Raw genomic sequence first — 16,201 nt, forward strand, 5'->3', positions numbered from 1 at the left:
CTGCAAGTAAAAGCAGGTTCCCGGGGATCACTGGGTTACGCGCTTTGTTCTTGCAGCTCGTAGCTGGAAGCTTGCTGCTGCTTCACTGCGACTTCCGGACCCGTAGGTACCATTCGGACAGCAGTCGTACCTGTTTGTCGGTATAGCCACGTTCGACCATGCGTGTAACGAAGTCGTTGTGCTTTTGCTGATCCTCTTTGCTGGCCTTGGCGTTGAAGCTGATGACTGGCAGCAGGTCCTCGGTGTTCGAGAACATTTTCTTCTCGATGACCACCCGCAGTTTTTCGTAACTGAGCCAGGTCGGGTTCTTGCCGTTGTTGTTGGCCCGTGCGCGCAATACGAAATTGACGATCTCGTTGCGGAAATCCTTCGGATTGCTGATGCCGGCCGGCTTCTCGATTTTCTCCAGTTCTTCGTTCAGAGCGACGCGGTTGAGGATCTCGCCGGTTTCCGGGTCGCGGTATTCCTGATCCTGAATCCAGAAGTCGGCGTACAGCACGTAGCGGTCGAAGATGTTCTGGCCGTACTCGCTGTAAGACTCGAGGTACGCGGTCTGGATCTCCTTGCCGATGAATTCGATATAACGTGGTGCCAGATACTCTTTCAGGTAGCGCAGATAGCGCTCGCGGGTTTCGGCCTGGAATTGTTCCTGTTCGATCTGCTGTTCCAGTACATAGAGCAAATGCACCGGGTTGGCGGCGATTTCATGCGGATCGAAGTTGAAGACCTTGGACAGGATCTTGAACGCAAAGCGGGTCGACAGACCGTTCATGCCCTCGTCGACGCCTGCCGAGTCGCGATATTCCTGAATCGACTTGGCCTTCGGATCGGTGTCCTTGAGGTTTTCGCCGTCGTAGACGCGCATTTTCGAATAGATGTTGGAGTTTTCCGGCTCCTTGAGGCGCGACAGGACAGTGAACTGCGCGAGCATTTTCAAGGTGTCCGGCGCGCAATGGGCCTTGGCCAGGGAGCTGTTGAACAGCAGTTTGTCGTAGATCTTCACTTCGTCGCTAACGCGCAGGCAGTACGGCACTTTGACGATATAGATCCGGTCGATGAACGCTTCGTTGTTCTTGTTGTTGCGGAAGGTGTGCCACTCCGATTCGTTGGAGTGGGCGAGCAGGATCCCGGTGAACGGAATCGCGCCGAGGCCTTCGGTGCTGTTGTAGTTGCCTTCCTGAGTCGCGGTCAGCAATGGGTGCAGCACCTTGATCGGTGCCTTGAACATTTCGACGAATTCCATCAGGCCCTGGTTGGCCCGGCACAGCGCACCGGAATAGCTGTAGGCGTCGGCGTCGTTCTGTGGGTATTCCTCGAGTTTACGGATGTCGACTTTACCAACCAGTGCGGAAATGTCCTGATTGTTCTCGTCACCCGGTTCGGTCTTGGCCACGGCGATCTGGTTAAGGATCGACGGGTACAGTTTGACCACGCGGAACTGGCTGATGTCGCCGCCGAACTCGGCCAGGCGTTTGGTCGCCCATGGCGACATGATGGTGTTCAGGTAGCGCCGCGGGATACCGAAGTCTTCTTCGAGGATCGCGCCATCTTCAGTGGCGTTGAACAGACCCAGTGGCGATTCGAATACCGGCGAGCCCTTGATCGCGTAGAAGGGCACTTTTTCAATCAGCTGTTTCAGCTTCTCGGCCAGCGACGATTTACCGCCGCCGACGGGGCCGAGCAGATAGAGGATTTGTTTCTTCTCTTCCAGGCCTTGGGCGGCATGGCGGAAATACGAAACGATCTGGTCGATGCATTCTTCCATCCCGTGGAAGTCTTCAAAGGCCGGATAGCGACGGATCACCTTGTTGGAGAAGATGCGTGACAGCCTCGAGTTGGTCGAGGTGTCGAGCAGTTCCGGCTCGCCGATGGCCAGTAATAGACGCTCGGCGGCGGAAACGTAGGCGCTACGGTCTTTCTTGCACAGCTCCAGGTACTCTTGCAGCGAGAGTTCTTCCTGGCGTGTGGACTCGAAGCGTTGTTGGAAGTGGCTAAAGATACTCATGACGTCACCTCGCTCGATACGTGGAGCCGACGCCGGATCACTCAGTCGATGCTGGCAAGCAGCCGCAGTAGCAGCCGATTGTTTACCCCCCAGAACACTTCCACGATCGACAATCGTGAAAGTCACTCCCGATGACCCGTGCGCCGGTGTACCGGCTCTCCCCTGTTTTGGATGGCCTGGGCTTAAGGATAGTTGGGAATTCAGGAGGTAAAGGCGAGATACGTAATTAGTTGTGGCAAGACCGTTCGTCTGCCCGCGCAGGCCCGCGTCAGCCGGGGCCTGCGCGTGACAAAAAAATTATTCGGCGGTGCCTTGCGCGGTTTCCGCGGGATAAGTCGTACGCCACAACTCAAAGCCACCGTCCATGCTGTAGACGTCGGAGAAGCCTTGGCTGATCAGGTAGGCCGCAGCACCCTGGCTGGAATTGCCGTGGTAGCAGACGACAACGGTCGGAGCGTCAAGATCGGCGCCTTGAATGAAGGCGTGCAGCGAATGATTGTCCAGATGCTTCGAGCCGCTGATATGCAGGGCGGCAAAAGTCGCCGGATCGCGGACGTCGACGACAACGGCGCCTTGTTCACGCAGGGCCTGGGCCTGTTCCGGGGGGATTCGTTTGAATTCGCTCATGGCGGGTTCCTGTTGCTCGGCTGAAAGCGCAGTCTAACGCGGGACGCTGACTGGCGAAGTTTCGGGGATAAGTGGTGCGACGGTCGGGGCGAGGCCGCCGTGTTCATCGCATTTGCATGACAGGCGTTCACCGCTGTCGACGTTCATCAGGGTCAGGCTGCCGCCCCAGACACAACCGGTGTCCAGCGCCGAGATGCCTGGCTCATGGATATTGCCTTCGAGTGCCGCCCAGTGGCCGAAGATGATGCGCAGACCCTTGGTCTTGCGGTCCCGGTGCTGGAACCACGGTTTGTAACCGGGAGGGGCGGTGTCGAGGCCTTCCTTGCTCTTGAGGTCGAGCTTGCCTTGGGCGGTGCAGAAACGCATGCGCGTGAAATAGTTGGTGATGACGCGCAGGCGGGCCACACCTTTGAGATCGTTGTCCCATTTCGCCGGCTCATTTCCATACATGCCGTCGAGGTAGGCCGGAAACAGATTGTCGTCACGCAGCGCGGTTTCGACTTCATCAGCGCATTTCAGGGCGCGGCGCAGTGACCATTGCGGTGGAATACCGGCGTGAACCATGGCGACATCACGCGTCTCGTCGTAGTGCATCAGCTTTTGTTGGCGCACCCATTCAAGCAGTTCGGCACTGTCCGGCGCTTCGAGAATCTTGCGCAGGGTGTCGGACTTCTTTAAACGCTCGATATTCTTTGCGGCAGCAAGCAAGTGCAGGTCGTGGTTGCCGAGTACGCAGATCAGCGACTCACGCATGCCATACAGAAAACGCAGGGTTTCCAGCGACTGCGGGCCTCGGTTGACCAAATCACCCACCAGCCACAGTCGATCGATTTTCGGGTCGAACGCGACTTGCCTGAGCAGGCATTTCAGCGGTTCGAGGCAGCCTTGCAGGTCGCCGACGGCATACGTCGCCATCAGTGCAGGGCTCCGGGGACGGCGAGGCGGAAGGGCTTGATGATCGCGTCGAAATGCTTGCCGTCAGTGGCGACCATTTCGTAGGTGCCTTGCATGGTACCGACCTTGGTGGTCATTACCGTGCCGCTGCTGTAGGTGTGGCTCTGGCCGGCATCAATCAAGGGTTGTTGGCCGACGACGCCGGCGCCGCGCACCTCTTCGACATGCCCGTCGCCATCGGTGATCACCCAATGCCGTGACATCAGGCGTGCGGGTTGCTCGCCATTGTTCTGCACAGTGATTGTGTAGGCGAAGGCGAAGCGGTCGTGCTCGGGTTGCGATTGGTCTGCCAGATAGTGGGTAACGACGCTGACATCGACCTGGTAACGGGAATCGGACATGCAAGAGGCCTTAAACGAAGCGGAACGCGGGGCGTAGCTGATGGGGAGTCAGTCTAGGCAAGTATCGGGCAGTAAACCAGAGTGGCGTCCTGCCCGATAGCGTTCATCGTTTATCAGTCGGCGGCAGGGGAGGCCGGGACTTGTACTGCGAGCTGGTCGGCCAGGCGTACGAACGCGGCCAGATCCAGTTGCTCCGGACGCAGACTGCCATCGACGCCGGCGGCTTCGATCTCGGCATTGCTGAGCAGTTGCTTGAGGGTGTTGCGCAGGGTCTTGCGGCGTTGGTTGAACGCTTCGCGCACAACGCGCTCCAGCAACTTGTGATCCTTGGCCGGGTGCGGCAGTACGGCGTGCGGCACCAGACGGACGATCGCCGAATCGACCTTCGGCGGCGGGTTGAACGCGCCCGGGCCGACGTTGAACAGATGTTCGACGCGGCAGTGGTACTGAACCATGATCGACAGGCGACCCCAGTCACCACCACCCGGGCCTGCCGCCAGACGCTCGACCACTTCTTTCTGCAGCATGAAGTGCATGTCGCGAATGATGCCGGCGTTGTTCAGGAGATGAAAAATCAGCGGCGTCGAGATGTTGTACGGCAGGTTGCCGACCACCCGCAGGCTGTTTGGTGCGGCATTGAGCGTGTTGAAGTCGAACTTCAGCGCATCGCCCTGGTGCAGGTTGAAATTGCTCTTGCCGGCAAACTGCTGGTTGAGGATCGGGATCAGATCCTTGTCCAGTTCCACCACATCGAGTTGCGCGCCGGAGTTCAGCAGGCCGGCGGTCAATGCGCCCTGGCCCGGGCCGATTTCCAGCAGGCGGTCTTCAGGCTTGGCGCTGATGGAGCGCAGGATGCGGTCGATAACCCCGGCATCGTGCAGGAAGTTCTGGCCAAAGCGTTTGCGCGCCTTGTGTTGGTATTGCTCGGTCATAAACGGGTCTCGGCCATCTGGTAGGCGGTTTCCAGGGCGACTTGCAGGCTGCCGGTGTCGATCTTGCCGCTGCCGGCCAGATCCAGGGCAGTGCCGTGATCGACCGATGTGCGGATGATCGGCAGACCCAGGGTCACGTTGACGGCAGCGCCGAAGCCTTTGTACTTGAGCACAGGCAAGCCCTGGTCGTGGTACATCGCCAGCACTGCGTCGCAGTGCTCCAGATATTTGGGGGTAAACAGAGTGTCGGCGGGCAGCGGGCCACGAAGGTCCATGCCCTCGCCGCGCAGGCGCTCTAATGTCGGTTCAATGATGTCGATTTCTTCATGGCCCAGGTGTCCGCCTTCACCGGCGTGCGGGTTGAGTCCGCAGACGAGGATGCGTGGCTGGGCGATGCCGAACTTGTTTTGCAGGTCGCTGTGCAGAATCCGTGTCACCCGTTCCAACCGTTCTGGTGTGATTGCGTCGGCAATCTCGCGCAGGGGCAGGTGAGTGGTCACCAGTGCCACACGCAAACCGCGGGTGGCGAGCATCATCACCACTTGGGCGGTGTGGGTCAGGTCAGCGAGGAATTCCGTGTGCCCGGAAAAGGCGATACCTGACTCGTTGATCACGCCCTTGTGCACAGGGGCGGTGATCATCCCGGCGAAGTCGCCGTTGAGGCAGCCATTACCGGCGCGGGTTAGGGTTTCGAGGACGAACGCGGCGTTGGCCTTGTCCAGTTGCCCGGCTACCACGGGGGCGCTGAGCGGTGTGTCCCAAACGTACAGGCTGTTGGCGGGCGCCGGAGCATCCGGCCAACTGCCAGGCGCAACATCCAGCAAAGTGACGGCCAGCCCCAACTGCACGGCCCGCTCGGAGAGCAGGTCGCGGCTGGTGATGGCAATCAGGGGATGTGGCTGGGCTTGCGAGGCGAGCAGCAGGCACAGGTCGGGACCGATGCCGGCTGGTTCGCCGGGTGTCAACGCGAAACGCTGGGGTTTCACTGCGCTGCCTGGTCTGCACCAGGGAGTTTGATCTCTACGTACGCTTCGTCACGGATCTGACGCAGCCAGGTTTGCAGCTCTTCGTCGTATTTGCGGTTACGCAGTACGGTCATGGCTTGCTGCTCGCGGGCCTGTTCGGTGCTGTCGGTGGCGCGGCGGCCAAGGACTTCCAGAACGTGCCAGCCGTATTGGGTCTGGAATGGCTTGGACAGCTGACCTTGTGGGGTCTTGGCCATCACTTCGCGGAATTCCGGTACCAATGCGTTCGGATCGATCCAGTTCAGGTCGCCGCCGTTAAGCGCCGAGCCCGGGTCTTCGGAGTAGCTTTTCGCCAGAGTGGCGAAATCTTCACCTGCGAGGATACGTTCATACAAAGATTGAACCAGCGCCTTGGTCTTCGCTTCATCACGAATCGGGCTTGGCTTCACCAGAATATGGCGTACATGCACTTCATCGCGCATCTGCGCTTCGCCACCGCGTTTTGCCAGCAGCTTGAGGATGATGAAGCCACCCGGTGTGCGTGCAGGTTGCGTGATGTCGCCGACGGCCATGCTGCTCAACTCGCGGTCGAACGGCGGTGGCAATTGTGCGGCTTTACGCCAGCCCATGTCGCCGCCTTCCAGAGCGTTGTCGCTACCGGACTTGGCCACGGCCATCTGGCCGAAGTCAGCGCCTTGCTTGAGCTGCTGGTAAACCTCCATGGCCTGACGGGCAGCACTCTGAATCGCATCAGAGTTGGCGCTTTCCGGCGTCGGGATCAGGATGTTGGCCAGGTGCAGCTCTTCGGACAGTTGCATCTTGCCCAGGTCGGAGGCGAGGAAGTTTTTCACTTCCTGCTCGGAGACCTGAATGCGCTCTGCCACACGACGCTGACGCACACGGCTGATGATCATTTCGCGCTTGATCTGATCACGGGCGTCGTCATAGTTCAGGCCGTCGCGAGCCAGCGCTGCACGGAACTGCTCAACTGTCATGTTGTTGCGCTGGGCAATGGTGCCGACCGCCTGGTTCAGTTCTTCATCGGTGATGCGGATGCCGGAGCGGTCGCCGATCTGCAGTTGCAGGTTTTCGACGATCAGGCGCTCAAGCACCTGTTGATCCAGTACGCCAGGAGGCGGCAGGCCGCCGCCACGCTTGGCGATGGTCTGCTGCACTTCGTGGACGCGCTGGTCCAGTTGACTCTGCATGACCACGTCGTTGTCGACGATTGCTACCACTTTGTCGATGGACTGTACCGCGGCGTTAGCCGCAGTACCCAGGAACAGCGCGCCCAGCATCAGCGGGCGCAGACAATCAGAAAGCTTGGTCTTCACGTTCACGATAACCTTGAATGCCTTTGTCGAGGAAGCTCTCTACCTTGGCGCCGGTGAGGCCGCCGAGTCCCTTCAGAACAATTTGGAGGAAGACGCCGTGGTCGCCTTTTTCGTTTTCCGGGGCGTTCTGACTGAATTCGTCATAGCTGACCCAGTAACGGTTGATCAGGCGCAGTTTCCAGCAGCAGTTGTCGTACTCGAAACCACCGAAGGCTTCCAGCGTGCGGTTGCGGTTGTAGTCGTACTGCCAGCGGCTGATCGCGCTCCATTGTGGAACGATCGGCCAGATGACCGAGAAATCATGCTGCTGGATCTTGTAGTAGTCCTTCACGTAGCCAGGTTGGCCCGGAGTGCCATAGTCACCACCACCCACCGACCATTTACCGGTGTTCTGGTCATAACGAACCTGGTCGTTGCGATAGCGATAGCCGACGTTGACGACCTTGTTAGGGTTGTCTTCAGGCTGGTAGTGGAACATCGCACTGCCGGAACGTGGGCTGCGGCTGTCCGGATCCCAGTTGTAGTCGGCTGTGGTGCGCCAATCGCGGTTCCAGCGGTATTCGTATTCCAGTGCGTATGGCGAGACGTTGGCTTGGGCATCGTCACGGGTTTTGGCATCGATACCTGGCAGTTGAACTTCACGATCCTTGAAGTACAGAGCCTGGCCGACACTGATGCGTTGACGTTCAAAGCCGTCGTCTTCGATCCAGCGGCTGGTCACGCCCAGCGACAGCTTGTTCTCGTCGCCGACACGGTCGGAGCCGGAGAAGCGGTTGTCGCGGAACAGCGAGGCGTAGTTGAAGGTGTATTCGCTGGTGTCGAAAATTGGAATGTCTTCCTGATCCACCTCAGGGACATAGAGGTAGAAGAGACGCGGTTCCAGTGTCTGGCGGTAGTTCTTGCCAAAGAACGACGTGTTGCGGTCAAAGTAAAGGCCGCTATCGATGCTGGCGATCGGTACGCCACGGTTCTGATTACTGTCGAATTTGCCGTTGAGCTTGCGCTGCTCTGCGGTCATCGCGTCAATCTGCGATTTACCGGTACCGTCCAGATCCAGTTGATACTGGGTGTACTGGTATTTCAACGTAGGCTTGAGGAAACCATAGGTCCAGTTCAGCGGCAGGCTGACGCTTGGCGCCAGGTTCAGGCGGTCACCGTTGGCACGGGCCAGACCTTGAACGTTGTTGTCCAGGCGAGGCTCGACGGTGCCGTCTTCGTTGGTGAAATTGCCGTTTTCCAGATCACGGTCAAAGCGAACGAGCTCAGTCTCGTAGTTGAAGTTCAGGCCTTCCGGGTGATACGGCAGCTGACCAGTGAAAGTGATCTGCGGCAGACGGTCGTAAGGCGTGATGTTCGATACGGTCGCCAGCTGATAAGCCTGGGCATTCAGGCGCGCCGTGTAGCTGTCGCCGCGATAGGTGACCGAACCCTGCTGGTTGACGTAATCGGAGCTCTTGACGCCGATCTGGTCAGTTTGCAGATCCTGGAAGTAATAAGGATCACTGATCTTGGTGTAGTCAACCTGGGTGAGCACGCGGGAGTCGAGACCGCCCTTGTGCTGCCAGTTGTACATGTAGCGAGTCTCGCTGTAGTCGGACTGACGCTTGCGATCATCGTCCTCGTCATTGAGGTACGCAGCACCGAACTGACCTTCACTCGACTTGGTCAGGTAACGGAACTCACCTTCCACCAACATGCCACGCTTGCTCATGTAGCGCGGGTACAACGTGGCATCGTAGTTCGGCGCCAGGTTGAAGTAGTAAGGGGTGACCAGCATGAAGCCGGTATCGCTGCCGGTGCCGATGGTCGGCGGCAGGAAGCCCGACTGGCGACGGTCGTCGATCGGGAAGTAGATGTACGGCGTGTACAGAATCGGAATGTCTTTTACGCGCAACGTCACGTTGGTCGCGGTACCGAAACCGGTGGCCGGGTTCAAGGTGATGTTGTTGCCCTTGAGCTGCCAGGCATTGCTGTTCGGTTCGCACGTGGTGTACGTGCCGTCCTTCAAGCGGATGATCGCGTTTTCGGCGCGCTTGGCGTACAGCGCGTTACCGCGAATGCGCGATTTGTGCATCACGTATTCGGCGTTGTCGACCTTGGCTTCACCAGTGTCGAGCTGCACGTCGGCGTGGTCGCCGACGATCAGCGCGCCGTTGTCGCGGATACGTACATCGCCATTGAGTTCGGCGCGGCTCTCGGCCTGATACAGGCTGGCCTCGTCGGACTCGACCTGCATGCTGCCCTGACGCAGGACGACATCACCGGCCAGCGTACCGACTTGATCATCGGTGTTATAGCGCGAGGCTTTTGCGCCGATAAAGGTCGGAGCATCGCTTTTGTTCGTCTTGTCATTCATGCCAGGACGAGTGGGTTCGATATAGGCACCAGAGCAGTAAGGCCCGGTCTCGGCCAATTGAGCGGCGGTAAGCTTCTCGCGCGGAACCCAGTCGAGGTGACTGAAGTCTTCGCTACGGGATTTCAAACCGCGGCCCTTGGCTTCGGTGACCAGCGCCGTTTTAGGCGCTGCGTCGGCAGCCGAACCGGTCTCGGTCGCAGCTTCGCCGGTAGCGCTGACGGCACTGCCGTCATGCACCGGACGCGGCGGCAACGCAGCAGCGGTTGATTTGGGCGCACAGGCCCAACCACCCGAAGCCGAGACGGAGCAGTCATACTGCTCGGCGGCAACAACGAATTGACTGGCCAGAGGTTGCATAGCCAGCAGACTGCCGGTTACCAACAACGGAAATTTTTTACGAAACGCGGGGGATTTCAATGCCATCTTATTAGTCCGGGCTTCCTGCGTGCCATCTGCCCGCGGTGTGGGCCGCACGCCTCTCGATGGTCTGAAAAAGATGCTGGATAATAAAGCATGACCCGCTTGACGGCTAGCGCCGTCGGAGACCCTTGCAATGCCTGACCAAGATGTACGCTTGCAACACCTGAAAGTTTGGCTCGATGAGCAGTTGGTAAACCTGTTTGCAGATCAGGGCTGGGGCGCCGTGCCCCCGGCCACGTTGACCGCGGCCAGCAGCGACGCGAGTTTCCGCCGTTACTTCCGTTGGGAAGGTGAAGGTCGCAGCTTCGTCGTGATGGACGCTCCGCCGCCCCAGGAAAACTGCAAACCGTTCGTGGATATCGCTTTTTTGCTGGCGAAATCCGGAATAAATGTGCCGAAAATTTACGCCGAAGACCTCGAGCGCGGATTTCTTTTGCTCAATGACCTGGGCAACCAGACCTATCTCGACGTGATCGATGGCGAAAATGCCGACGCATTGTTCAACGATGCCTTGCAAGCGCTGCTGGCTTTTCAGCAGTTGCCGATGGTTGCACCGTTGCCGAGTTACGACGTTGCGTTGCTGCGTCGTGAGCTGGAACTGTTCCCCGAGTGGTATGTGAAACATGAGCTTGGCGTCGAATTCGATTCGACTCAGCAACAGCAGTGGCAGCAGGTCAGCGATCTGCTGATCGACAGCGCACTCGCCCAGCCCAAAGTGCTGGTGCACCGCGACTACATGCCGCGCAACCTGATGCTCAGCGAGCCGAACCCCGGCGTGCTGGATTTCCAGGATGCAGTTTACGGCCCGGTGACCTACGACGTGACGTGCCTGTTCAAGGACGCCTTCCTCAGTTGGCCTGAAGAACGCGTGCGTGGCTGGCTGGAAAGTTATTGGCAGCAAGCCTCGGCGCTGAATATTCCGGTGCAGCCGGACTTCGAGGACTTCCTGCGCGCCAGCGACCTGATGGGCGTGCAGCGTCACCTGAAAGTCATTGGCATCTTCGCGCGCATCTGCCATCGCGACGGCAAGCCGCGTTATCTGGCCGACGTGCCGCGTTTCTTCTCTTATATAGAAGCGGTGATTGCGCGTCGTCCGGAACTGGCGGAGCTGCAAGCGCTGTTCACCAGCCTGCGGGGTGGAGCAACAGCATGAAGGCAATGATTCTGGCGGCAGGCAAAGGCGAGCGTATGCGCCCGCTGACCCTGACCACGCCGAAACCACTGGTGCGTGCCGGCGGTGTTCCCCTGATCGAATATCACCTGCACGCCCTGGCGGCTGCGGGGTTCAACGAGATCGTGATCAATCACGCCTGGCTCGGTCAGCAGATCGAAGATTACCTGGGTGACGGTTCGCAATTTGGCGTGAACATTCAGTACTCGCCGGAAGGTGAGCCACTGGAAACCGGCGGCGGGATTTTCCGTGCGCTGCCGTTGCTCGGCGATGACGCCTTCCTGGTGGTCAACGGTGATATCTGGACCGATTACGACTTCAGCGTGCTGCATCAGCCGATCAACGGGCTCGCACATCTGGTACTGGCCGACAATCCGGCGCATCACCCGAGTGGAGATTTCACTTTGGTCGATGGCAAGGTGCACGACGGTCAGCCGGACGCTGCGACCCTGACCTACAGCGGCATCGCGGTGCTGCATCCTCAGTTGTTCGACGGCTGCGCCGACGGTGCTTTCAAACTGGCACCGCTGTTGCGCAACGCCATGGCGGCTGACGAGGTCACGGGCGAGCGACTGAAAGGTCACTGGGTGGATGTCGGTACGCACGAGCGTCTGGCTGAAGCTGAAACCTTGATAGAAGCGAGTCGCTGACATGTTGTGGCCAGGGACTCTGATTGGAGCCGGAGCGGGTTTTGCGATCGCCAGCATTCCGGGGGCCATGCTTGGGGCATTGTTGGGGCAGGCGCTGGATCGGCGCTTGCACTTGCAGAGCTGGGGACACTTGCGGGAAAAGCTCGGCGGTCGGCCGATGCTGCGTAACGACGAACTGTTGTTTGTGTTGCTCGGACGTCTGGCCAAAAGTGACGGTCGAGTCACCGATGGCCATATCCAGCAGGCGCGCAACGAGATGCGTGCGCTAGAGATGAGCGAGCCGGCGACGCGTCGGGCGATTACCGCGTTCAACCGTGGCAAGTCGGAAAATGACAATCTGCGCGGCTATTTGCGGCGTCTGAGCGGACAACCCCACGCGGCCGAAGGGGTGTTGCGGGCGTGTTGGCGGATGGTCTGGGCCGATGGTCGTGCGGGCGTCAGCGAGCGGGAATTGTTGGCGCAGTGGGGCAAATGGCTGGGCTGGACATCGCAGCAGGTTCAGGCCTTGGCCAATGATTACGAGCCGGGCAAACGACCGATCGTCAGCGCTGCGGTGAGTTATCAGGAGGCGATGCGTTTATTGGGCGTGTCGGCGTCCAGCGAACCGGCGCAGATCAAGCGAGCCTATCGGCGTCTGCTCAGTCGTCATCATCCGGACAAGATTGCCGGTACGGGGGCGACGCCAGCGCAGGTGCGCGAAGCGACCGATAAAACCCGCGAGCTGCACAATGCCTACACGTTGATTCGTGAGCGGCGGGATTTTCGCTAACCGTTAGAGCTGTGTTGTCAGTGATGGCCCCTTCGCGAGCAAGCTCGCTCCCACATTCGAACGCATTCCAGCTCAGGGAACGCGATCAAGTGTGGGAGCGAGCTTGCTCGCGAATGAAGGCGCCTCGGTCTTATTCGGTCAGTCCGGATTCTGCGGATTCAGCCAGCCACGCACCCGGCGGAACAACTGTTCCTGTTCAGCCTTGTTATCCGGCAAAGCCTTGAGCGCGACCTGGCTGAACGCCGAGGTCTTCAAGCGCTTGCTCGCTTGCATGCGCTCCAGCGCTGCGTTGCGATCCAGCGGCTTGTCCATGTAGAAAATATCCACGGTCGGCAATTTCAACGTCGGCGTCAGTTCTACCAGCGCCGGTTTGGCCTTGGTCGGTGTCAGCACATCAACCATGACGAACTTTTCGACCTGCGAAGTTTGTTTTTCGCTCAAGTAGCGCGCGGCCCAATAAGCACCGGTGCCGTGTCCGAGCACGACTATGCTGCGCGCGCTCTGCTGCTCGGCGTAGGCAATCGCCGCGTCGATGCGCGCGAAGATTCGTTCGGCGTCAGCCTTGGATTGCTCTTCAGTGGTTTCGGCGACCACTTGATCCGCCACTTCGGCTTCACCGCCAGCGGCTTGCTCGATTGGCTGTGCGGTGGTGGCGTCCTTGCTGCCGCTTTCCGGTGCCTTCGGCGCCGCAGCTGCTTCGACGACGCGCGGGGCAATGGTATCGCTTTGCAGGTCAGGCAGCGTGATGCTCAGGCTGCTCCAGTCGGCGTTTGGCAGTTTTTGTCGCAATGGGCCGATTGCCTGCGGCCAGTCAGCGGTTTCGCCGGCGCCGGGGATGATGATCACCGCGCCTTTGGGCTCGGCGGTGTTGGCCGGTTTCCACAGGGCGAGGAAGGTGTCGCTGCCGGCCTGCAACTGTTGCTGTTCTTGTGCCGGGACTTTACGTTCCAGTGCAGCGGCTTCTTCCTGACTACGCTCAAGCAGTGGCTGGCGTTCGGTCGGTTTTTCTTCGGCCGGTTTTTCCGCCGTGGCGGCGGGTGCCGGATCGGCGGCTTCGACGGAAAATGCACAAGGCAGGAGCAGCGACAGGCACAATGCTGGCATTGCCAGGCGGTAAACAGAGGGCATCGGTCATTCCAGGCCAGAAAGTATCCCGGCAGCCTAATGGGTTGGTCAGAATTTGTCAGTGTATGAGACTTCAATGAAGCGATTTTGCTGCCTGTGGGTTATCGGCTGTTTGTGGTTTCCCTTGATGGGCTGGGCGGCGCCTGCGCCCCCGGCGCATGTTGCGCAATTGTCGGCGGGCCAGCAGCAATGGCTGGCGCAGCACAATGAATTGCGCGTCGGTCTGGTGTTGCAAGCGCCGTTTGCGCAATACGACCGGCGTTTGCAGAAGCTGTCCGGGGCCAACGTCGAACTGATGAAGTTGCTGGCCAAGTCGCTCAATGTCGAACTGAGCTGGCGCAATTTTCAGGATCTCGCGCAACTGGAAACCGCCGTGCGCGAGGGCGAGATCGATATCGCCCCGGGCCTGAGCCAAACCCCGAGCGCCCTGCGTCTGTGGCAGTTTTCCGATCCCTATATGCGCGTGCCGCAACTGGTGGTCAGTGATCAGAAAGCCAGTGGCGTAGTCGATCTGGAAAAGCTCGATAGCCAGGTCCGCGTCGCCGTGCGCATGCCCAGCAGCACGGCCGATTACCTGCGCGGCAACTATCCCCATCTGAATCTGCAAGGCGTGCCGCTCGAACGTCAGGCCTTGCAGTTGCTGTTGAGTCAGCAGGCTGCCTACGCCGTGGTCGATGAGGCGCAACTCGGACGCTTGTCGGTAGAACCGGAGTTCGCCGAACTGGTGGTGGTTGGCGATATTGGCCTGCCGCAACTGCTGCGAGTCGGCTCGCGCCGCGATTGGCCAGAGTTGGCCGGCATCGTCCAAAGTGCGCTGCGTGCAATCCCGGCCAAGGATCTGGAGCAACTGCATAACCAATGGCTGCAACCGAAATACCCGCGACTGTCGGAGTCGCCGGGCTTCTGGCAAAACCTCGCGCTGTTGTTCGCGGTGATGTTGTTCAGTTGCGTGGCGATTGTGTTCTGGCAACGGCGCCAACAGCACAGCCTCGAGCAGCGTTTGCTCGCCGCCCGTGAAGACATTGCCTTGCGCACCGCCAGTGAAGAAGCGCTGCGGCTGACGCAATTTTCCATCGACCAAAGCACCGTCGGCATTCTCTGGGTCAACTGGGACAGCCATGTGCGCTACGCCAATCGCGCGGCGGAAATCATGCTCGGTTATCCCTCGGGCGGGTTGATCGAGCGACCGCTGATCGACTTCGAACCGGGTCTGCACATGGATCGCTGGCTTAACCTGTGGAAACGCGCGCGGGCCAGCGAAGAAGGGCCGCTGAGTTTCGAAACCAGCTGCGTGCGCGCCGATGGCAGTATTTTGCCGGCGGATGTCTCGCTAAGTTTCCTTCGTTTTCGCGACAGCGAGTACCTGGTGGTTTACCTCACCGACGTCACCGATCGCCGTCGCGCCCTCGCCGCGTTGCAGGAAAGCGAGGCGCGTCTGCAAGGCATCGCCGCCAACGTGCCGGGATTGGTGTTCCGTCTGGAGCGGGCACCGGTGACCGGGCAGATCGACTTTGCCTACATCAGCGAAGGCAGCGAAAGTCTGGTCGGCTACGCGCCGGCCGTTATCGCTCATCGCGACATGGGCCTGCGCAGTCTGGTGCATCCGGATGACAAGGCCAGTTATCACCGTACTCAGGATCAGGCGCTGGACACCGACAGCGATTGGTCGTGGCAGGGCCGAATCCTTACGCGTCAGGGCCAGCAGCGCTGGGCCGAGATCAAGGCGATCACCCGGCAACTGGAGGATGGCGCCTACGTCTGGGACGGCATCGTCTGGGACATCACCGAGAGCAAGCGTATCGAGCTGGAGCTGGCCGCCTCCCGTGAGCAACTGCGCGAACTGTCGGCGCACCTTGAGAGCGTGCGTGAAGAAGAGAAGGCGCGAATTGCCCGCGAGGTTCACGATGAATTGGGGCAGATGTTGACCGTGCTGAAGCTGGAAACATCGATGTGCGAACTGGCCTACGCGCAACTCGATCCCGGTCTGAACGAGCGGCTGCACAGCATGAAACGCCTGATCGCCCAATTGTTCCAGTTGGTGCGCGATGTGGCGACGGCGCTGCGACCGCCGATTCTCGATGCCGGGATTGCGTCGGCGATCGAATGGCAGGCGCGGCGGTTTGAAGCGCGGACGCAGATTCCGTGTCTGGTGCAGGTGCCGGACAATCTTCCGGCGCTCAGTGATGCCAAGGCGATTGGCCTGTTCCGGATCCTGCAGGAGGCGCTGACCAATGTGATGCGCCATGCTCAGGCGCATACTGTGGAACTGACGCTGGCGCTGGAAGGTGACGAACTTTGTCTGACAGTCAGCGATGATGGCGTAGGATTTGTCCCCGCTGCCGGTCGGCCGACTTCGTTTGGGCTGGTGGGCATGCGTGAGCGGGTGCTGATCATGGGCGGGCGGCTGGTGCTGGAGAGTGAGCCGGGGGAGGGCACCAGTCTGATGGTGCGAGTGCCGGTGAGTGAGGTCTGAAAGTCTGTAGTGTTTGGGCTGACGCTATCGCGAGCAGGCTCACTCCTACAGGGAATGGTGTGTACCTGAAATCTGGAGA

At 59.7% G+C, this 16,201-nt stretch carries 13 protein-coding genes; 4 read left to right on the forward strand and 9 right to left on the reverse strand.

The window, feature by feature from the left end; translation table 11 throughout:
• Nucleotides 1-82: 82 nt before the first annotated feature.
• From KBP52_RS21310 to KBP52_RS21345, 8 genes are all read right to left on the reverse strand, one after another.
• Complete coding sequence (locus KBP52_RS21310) at nucleotides 83-2,005, reverse strand: PrkA family serine protein kinase (RefSeq protein ID WP_007910115.1); 1,923 nt, start codon at nucleotides 2,003-2,005, stop codon at nucleotides 83-85.
• A 297-nt stretch (nucleotides 2,006-2,302) separates the two neighbouring features.
• A complete protein-coding gene (gene glpE / locus KBP52_RS21315; RefSeq protein WP_016983139.1) occupies nucleotides 2,303-2,632 on the reverse strand; it encodes a thiosulfate sulfurtransferase GlpE in 330 nt (109 codons plus the stop codon).
• Nucleotides 2,633-2,665: 33 nt separating this feature from the next.
• Entirely contained in the window at nucleotides 2,666-3,547 is an 882-nt protein-coding gene (locus KBP52_RS21320) for a symmetrical bis(5'-nucleosyl)-tetraphosphatase (protein WP_212620919.1), read from the reverse strand.
• Nucleotides 3,547-3,927, reverse strand: coding sequence for a Co2+/Mg2+ efflux protein ApaG (apaG, locus tag KBP52_RS21325; protein ID WP_008085199.1), 381 nt, complete (start codon nucleotides 3,925-3,927; stop codon nucleotides 3,547-3,549). Before apaG ends, KBP52_RS21320 begins: the two co-directional genes overlap by 1 nt.
• 113 nt (nucleotides 3,928-4,040) lie before the next feature.
• Nucleotides 4,041-4,859, reverse strand: a complete 819-nt coding sequence (gene rsmA, locus KBP52_RS21330) for a 16S rRNA (adenine(1518)-N(6)/adenine(1519)-N(6))-dimethyltransferase RsmA (RefSeq protein ID WP_077574767.1) — start codon at nucleotides 4,857-4,859, stop codon at nucleotides 4,041-4,043.
• Nucleotides 4,856-5,845, reverse strand: coding sequence for a 4-hydroxythreonine-4-phosphate dehydrogenase PdxA (gene pdxA, locus KBP52_RS21335; protein WP_116028314.1), 990 nt, complete (start codon nucleotides 5,843-5,845; stop codon nucleotides 4,856-4,858). The genes rsmA and pdxA overlap by 4 nt, the downstream gene beginning before the upstream one ends.
• The gene (surA, locus tag KBP52_RS21340; RefSeq protein ID WP_212620920.1) at nucleotides 5,842-7,164 is read right to left on the reverse strand and encodes a peptidylprolyl isomerase SurA; all 1,323 of its coding nucleotides are present in this window, start codon (nucleotides 7,162-7,164) and stop codon (nucleotides 5,842-5,844) included. The genes pdxA and surA overlap by 4 nt, the downstream gene beginning before the upstream one ends.
• Entirely contained in the window at nucleotides 7,139-9,937 is a 2,799-nt protein-coding gene (locus tag KBP52_RS21345; protein ID WP_123594040.1) for an LPS-assembly protein LptD, read from the reverse strand. The genes surA and KBP52_RS21345 overlap by 26 nt, the downstream gene beginning before the upstream one ends.
• 130 nt (nucleotides 9,938-10,067) lie before the next feature.
• On the opposite strand from KBP52_RS21345, the gene KBP52_RS21350 reads away from it, so the two are divergent.
• The 3 genes from KBP52_RS21350 to KBP52_RS21360 are packed head-to-tail and all read left to right on the forward strand — an operon-like array spanning nucleotide 10,068 to nucleotide 12,524.
• Nucleotides 10,068-11,087, forward strand: coding sequence for a phosphotransferase (locus tag KBP52_RS21350; RefSeq protein WP_116028312.1), 1,020 nt, complete (start codon nucleotides 10,068-10,070; stop codon nucleotides 11,085-11,087).
• Entirely contained in the window at nucleotides 11,084-11,755 is a 672-nt protein-coding gene (murU, locus tag KBP52_RS21355; RefSeq protein WP_212620921.1) for an N-acetylmuramate alpha-1-phosphate uridylyltransferase MurU, read from the forward strand. The genes KBP52_RS21350 and murU overlap by 4 nt, the downstream gene beginning before the upstream one ends.
• 1 nt (nucleotide 11,756) lies before the next feature.
• The gene (locus tag KBP52_RS21360; RefSeq protein WP_123594043.1) at nucleotides 11,757-12,524 is read left to right on the forward strand and encodes a TerB family tellurite resistance protein; all 768 of its coding nucleotides are present in this window, start codon (nucleotides 11,757-11,759) and stop codon (nucleotides 12,522-12,524) included.
• Between the two features lie 138 nt (nucleotides 12,525-12,662).
• Here KBP52_RS21360 and KBP52_RS21365 read toward each other — a convergent pair whose 3' ends face one another.
• A complete protein-coding gene (locus KBP52_RS21365; protein WP_212620922.1) occupies nucleotides 12,663-13,652 on the reverse strand; it encodes an alpha/beta hydrolase family protein in 990 nt (329 codons plus the stop codon).
• A gap of 73 nt (nucleotides 13,653-13,725) precedes the next feature.
• Between KBP52_RS21365 and KBP52_RS21370 the strand changes: the two genes are divergently transcribed.
• Nucleotides 13,726-16,122, forward strand: coding sequence for a sensor histidine kinase (locus tag KBP52_RS21370; RefSeq protein ID WP_212620923.1), 2,397 nt, complete (start codon nucleotides 13,726-13,728; stop codon nucleotides 16,120-16,122).
• Nucleotides 16,123-16,201: the final 79 nt, after the last annotated feature.

This window comes from Pseudomonas sp. SCA2728.1_7 (assembly GCF_018138145.1).
In the GTDB taxonomy this organism is placed as follows: Bacteria; Pseudomonadota; Gammaproteobacteria; order Pseudomonadales; family Pseudomonadaceae; genus Aquipseudomonas; species Aquipseudomonas koreensis_A.

Coding starts and splice junctions, on each gene's coding strand:
- KBP52_RS21310 (WP_007910115.1), bottom strand. CDS start 2,005: ATGAGTATCTTTAGCCACTTCCAACAACGCTTCGAGTCCACACGCCAG.
- glpE (WP_016983139.1), bottom strand. CDS start 2,632: ATGAGCGAATTCAAACGAATCCCCCCGGAACAGGCCCAGGCCCTGCGT.
- KBP52_RS21320 (WP_212620919.1), bottom strand. CDS start 3,547: ATGGCGACGTATGCCGTCGGCGACCTGCAAGGCTGCCTCGAACCGCTG.
- apaG (WP_008085199.1), bottom strand. CDS start 3,927: ATGTCCGATTCCCGTTACCAGGTCGATGTCAGCGTCGTTACCCACTAT.
- rsmA (WP_077574767.1), bottom strand. CDS start 4,859: ATGACCGAGCAATACCAACACAAGGCGCGCAAACGCTTTGGCCAGAAC.
- KBP52_RS21345 (WP_123594040.1), bottom strand. CDS start 9,937: ATGGCATTGAAATCCCCCGCGTTTCGTAAAAAATTTCCGTTGTTGGTA.
- KBP52_RS21350 (WP_116028312.1), top strand. CDS start 10,068: ATGCCTGACCAAGATGTACGCTTGCAACACCTGAAAGTTTGGCTCGAT.
- murU (WP_212620921.1), top strand. CDS start 11,084: ATGAAGGCAATGATTCTGGCGGCAGGCAAAGGCGAGCGTATGCGCCCG.
- KBP52_RS21360 (WP_123594043.1), top strand. CDS start 11,757: ATGTTGTGGCCAGGGACTCTGATTGGAGCCGGAGCGGGTTTTGCGATC.
- KBP52_RS21365 (WP_212620922.1), bottom strand. CDS start 13,652: ATGCCCTCTGTTTACCGCCTGGCAATGCCAGCATTGTGCCTGTCGCTG.
- KBP52_RS21370 (WP_212620923.1), top strand. CDS start 13,726: ATGAAGCGATTTTGCTGCCTGTGGGTTATCGGCTGTTTGTGGTTTCCC.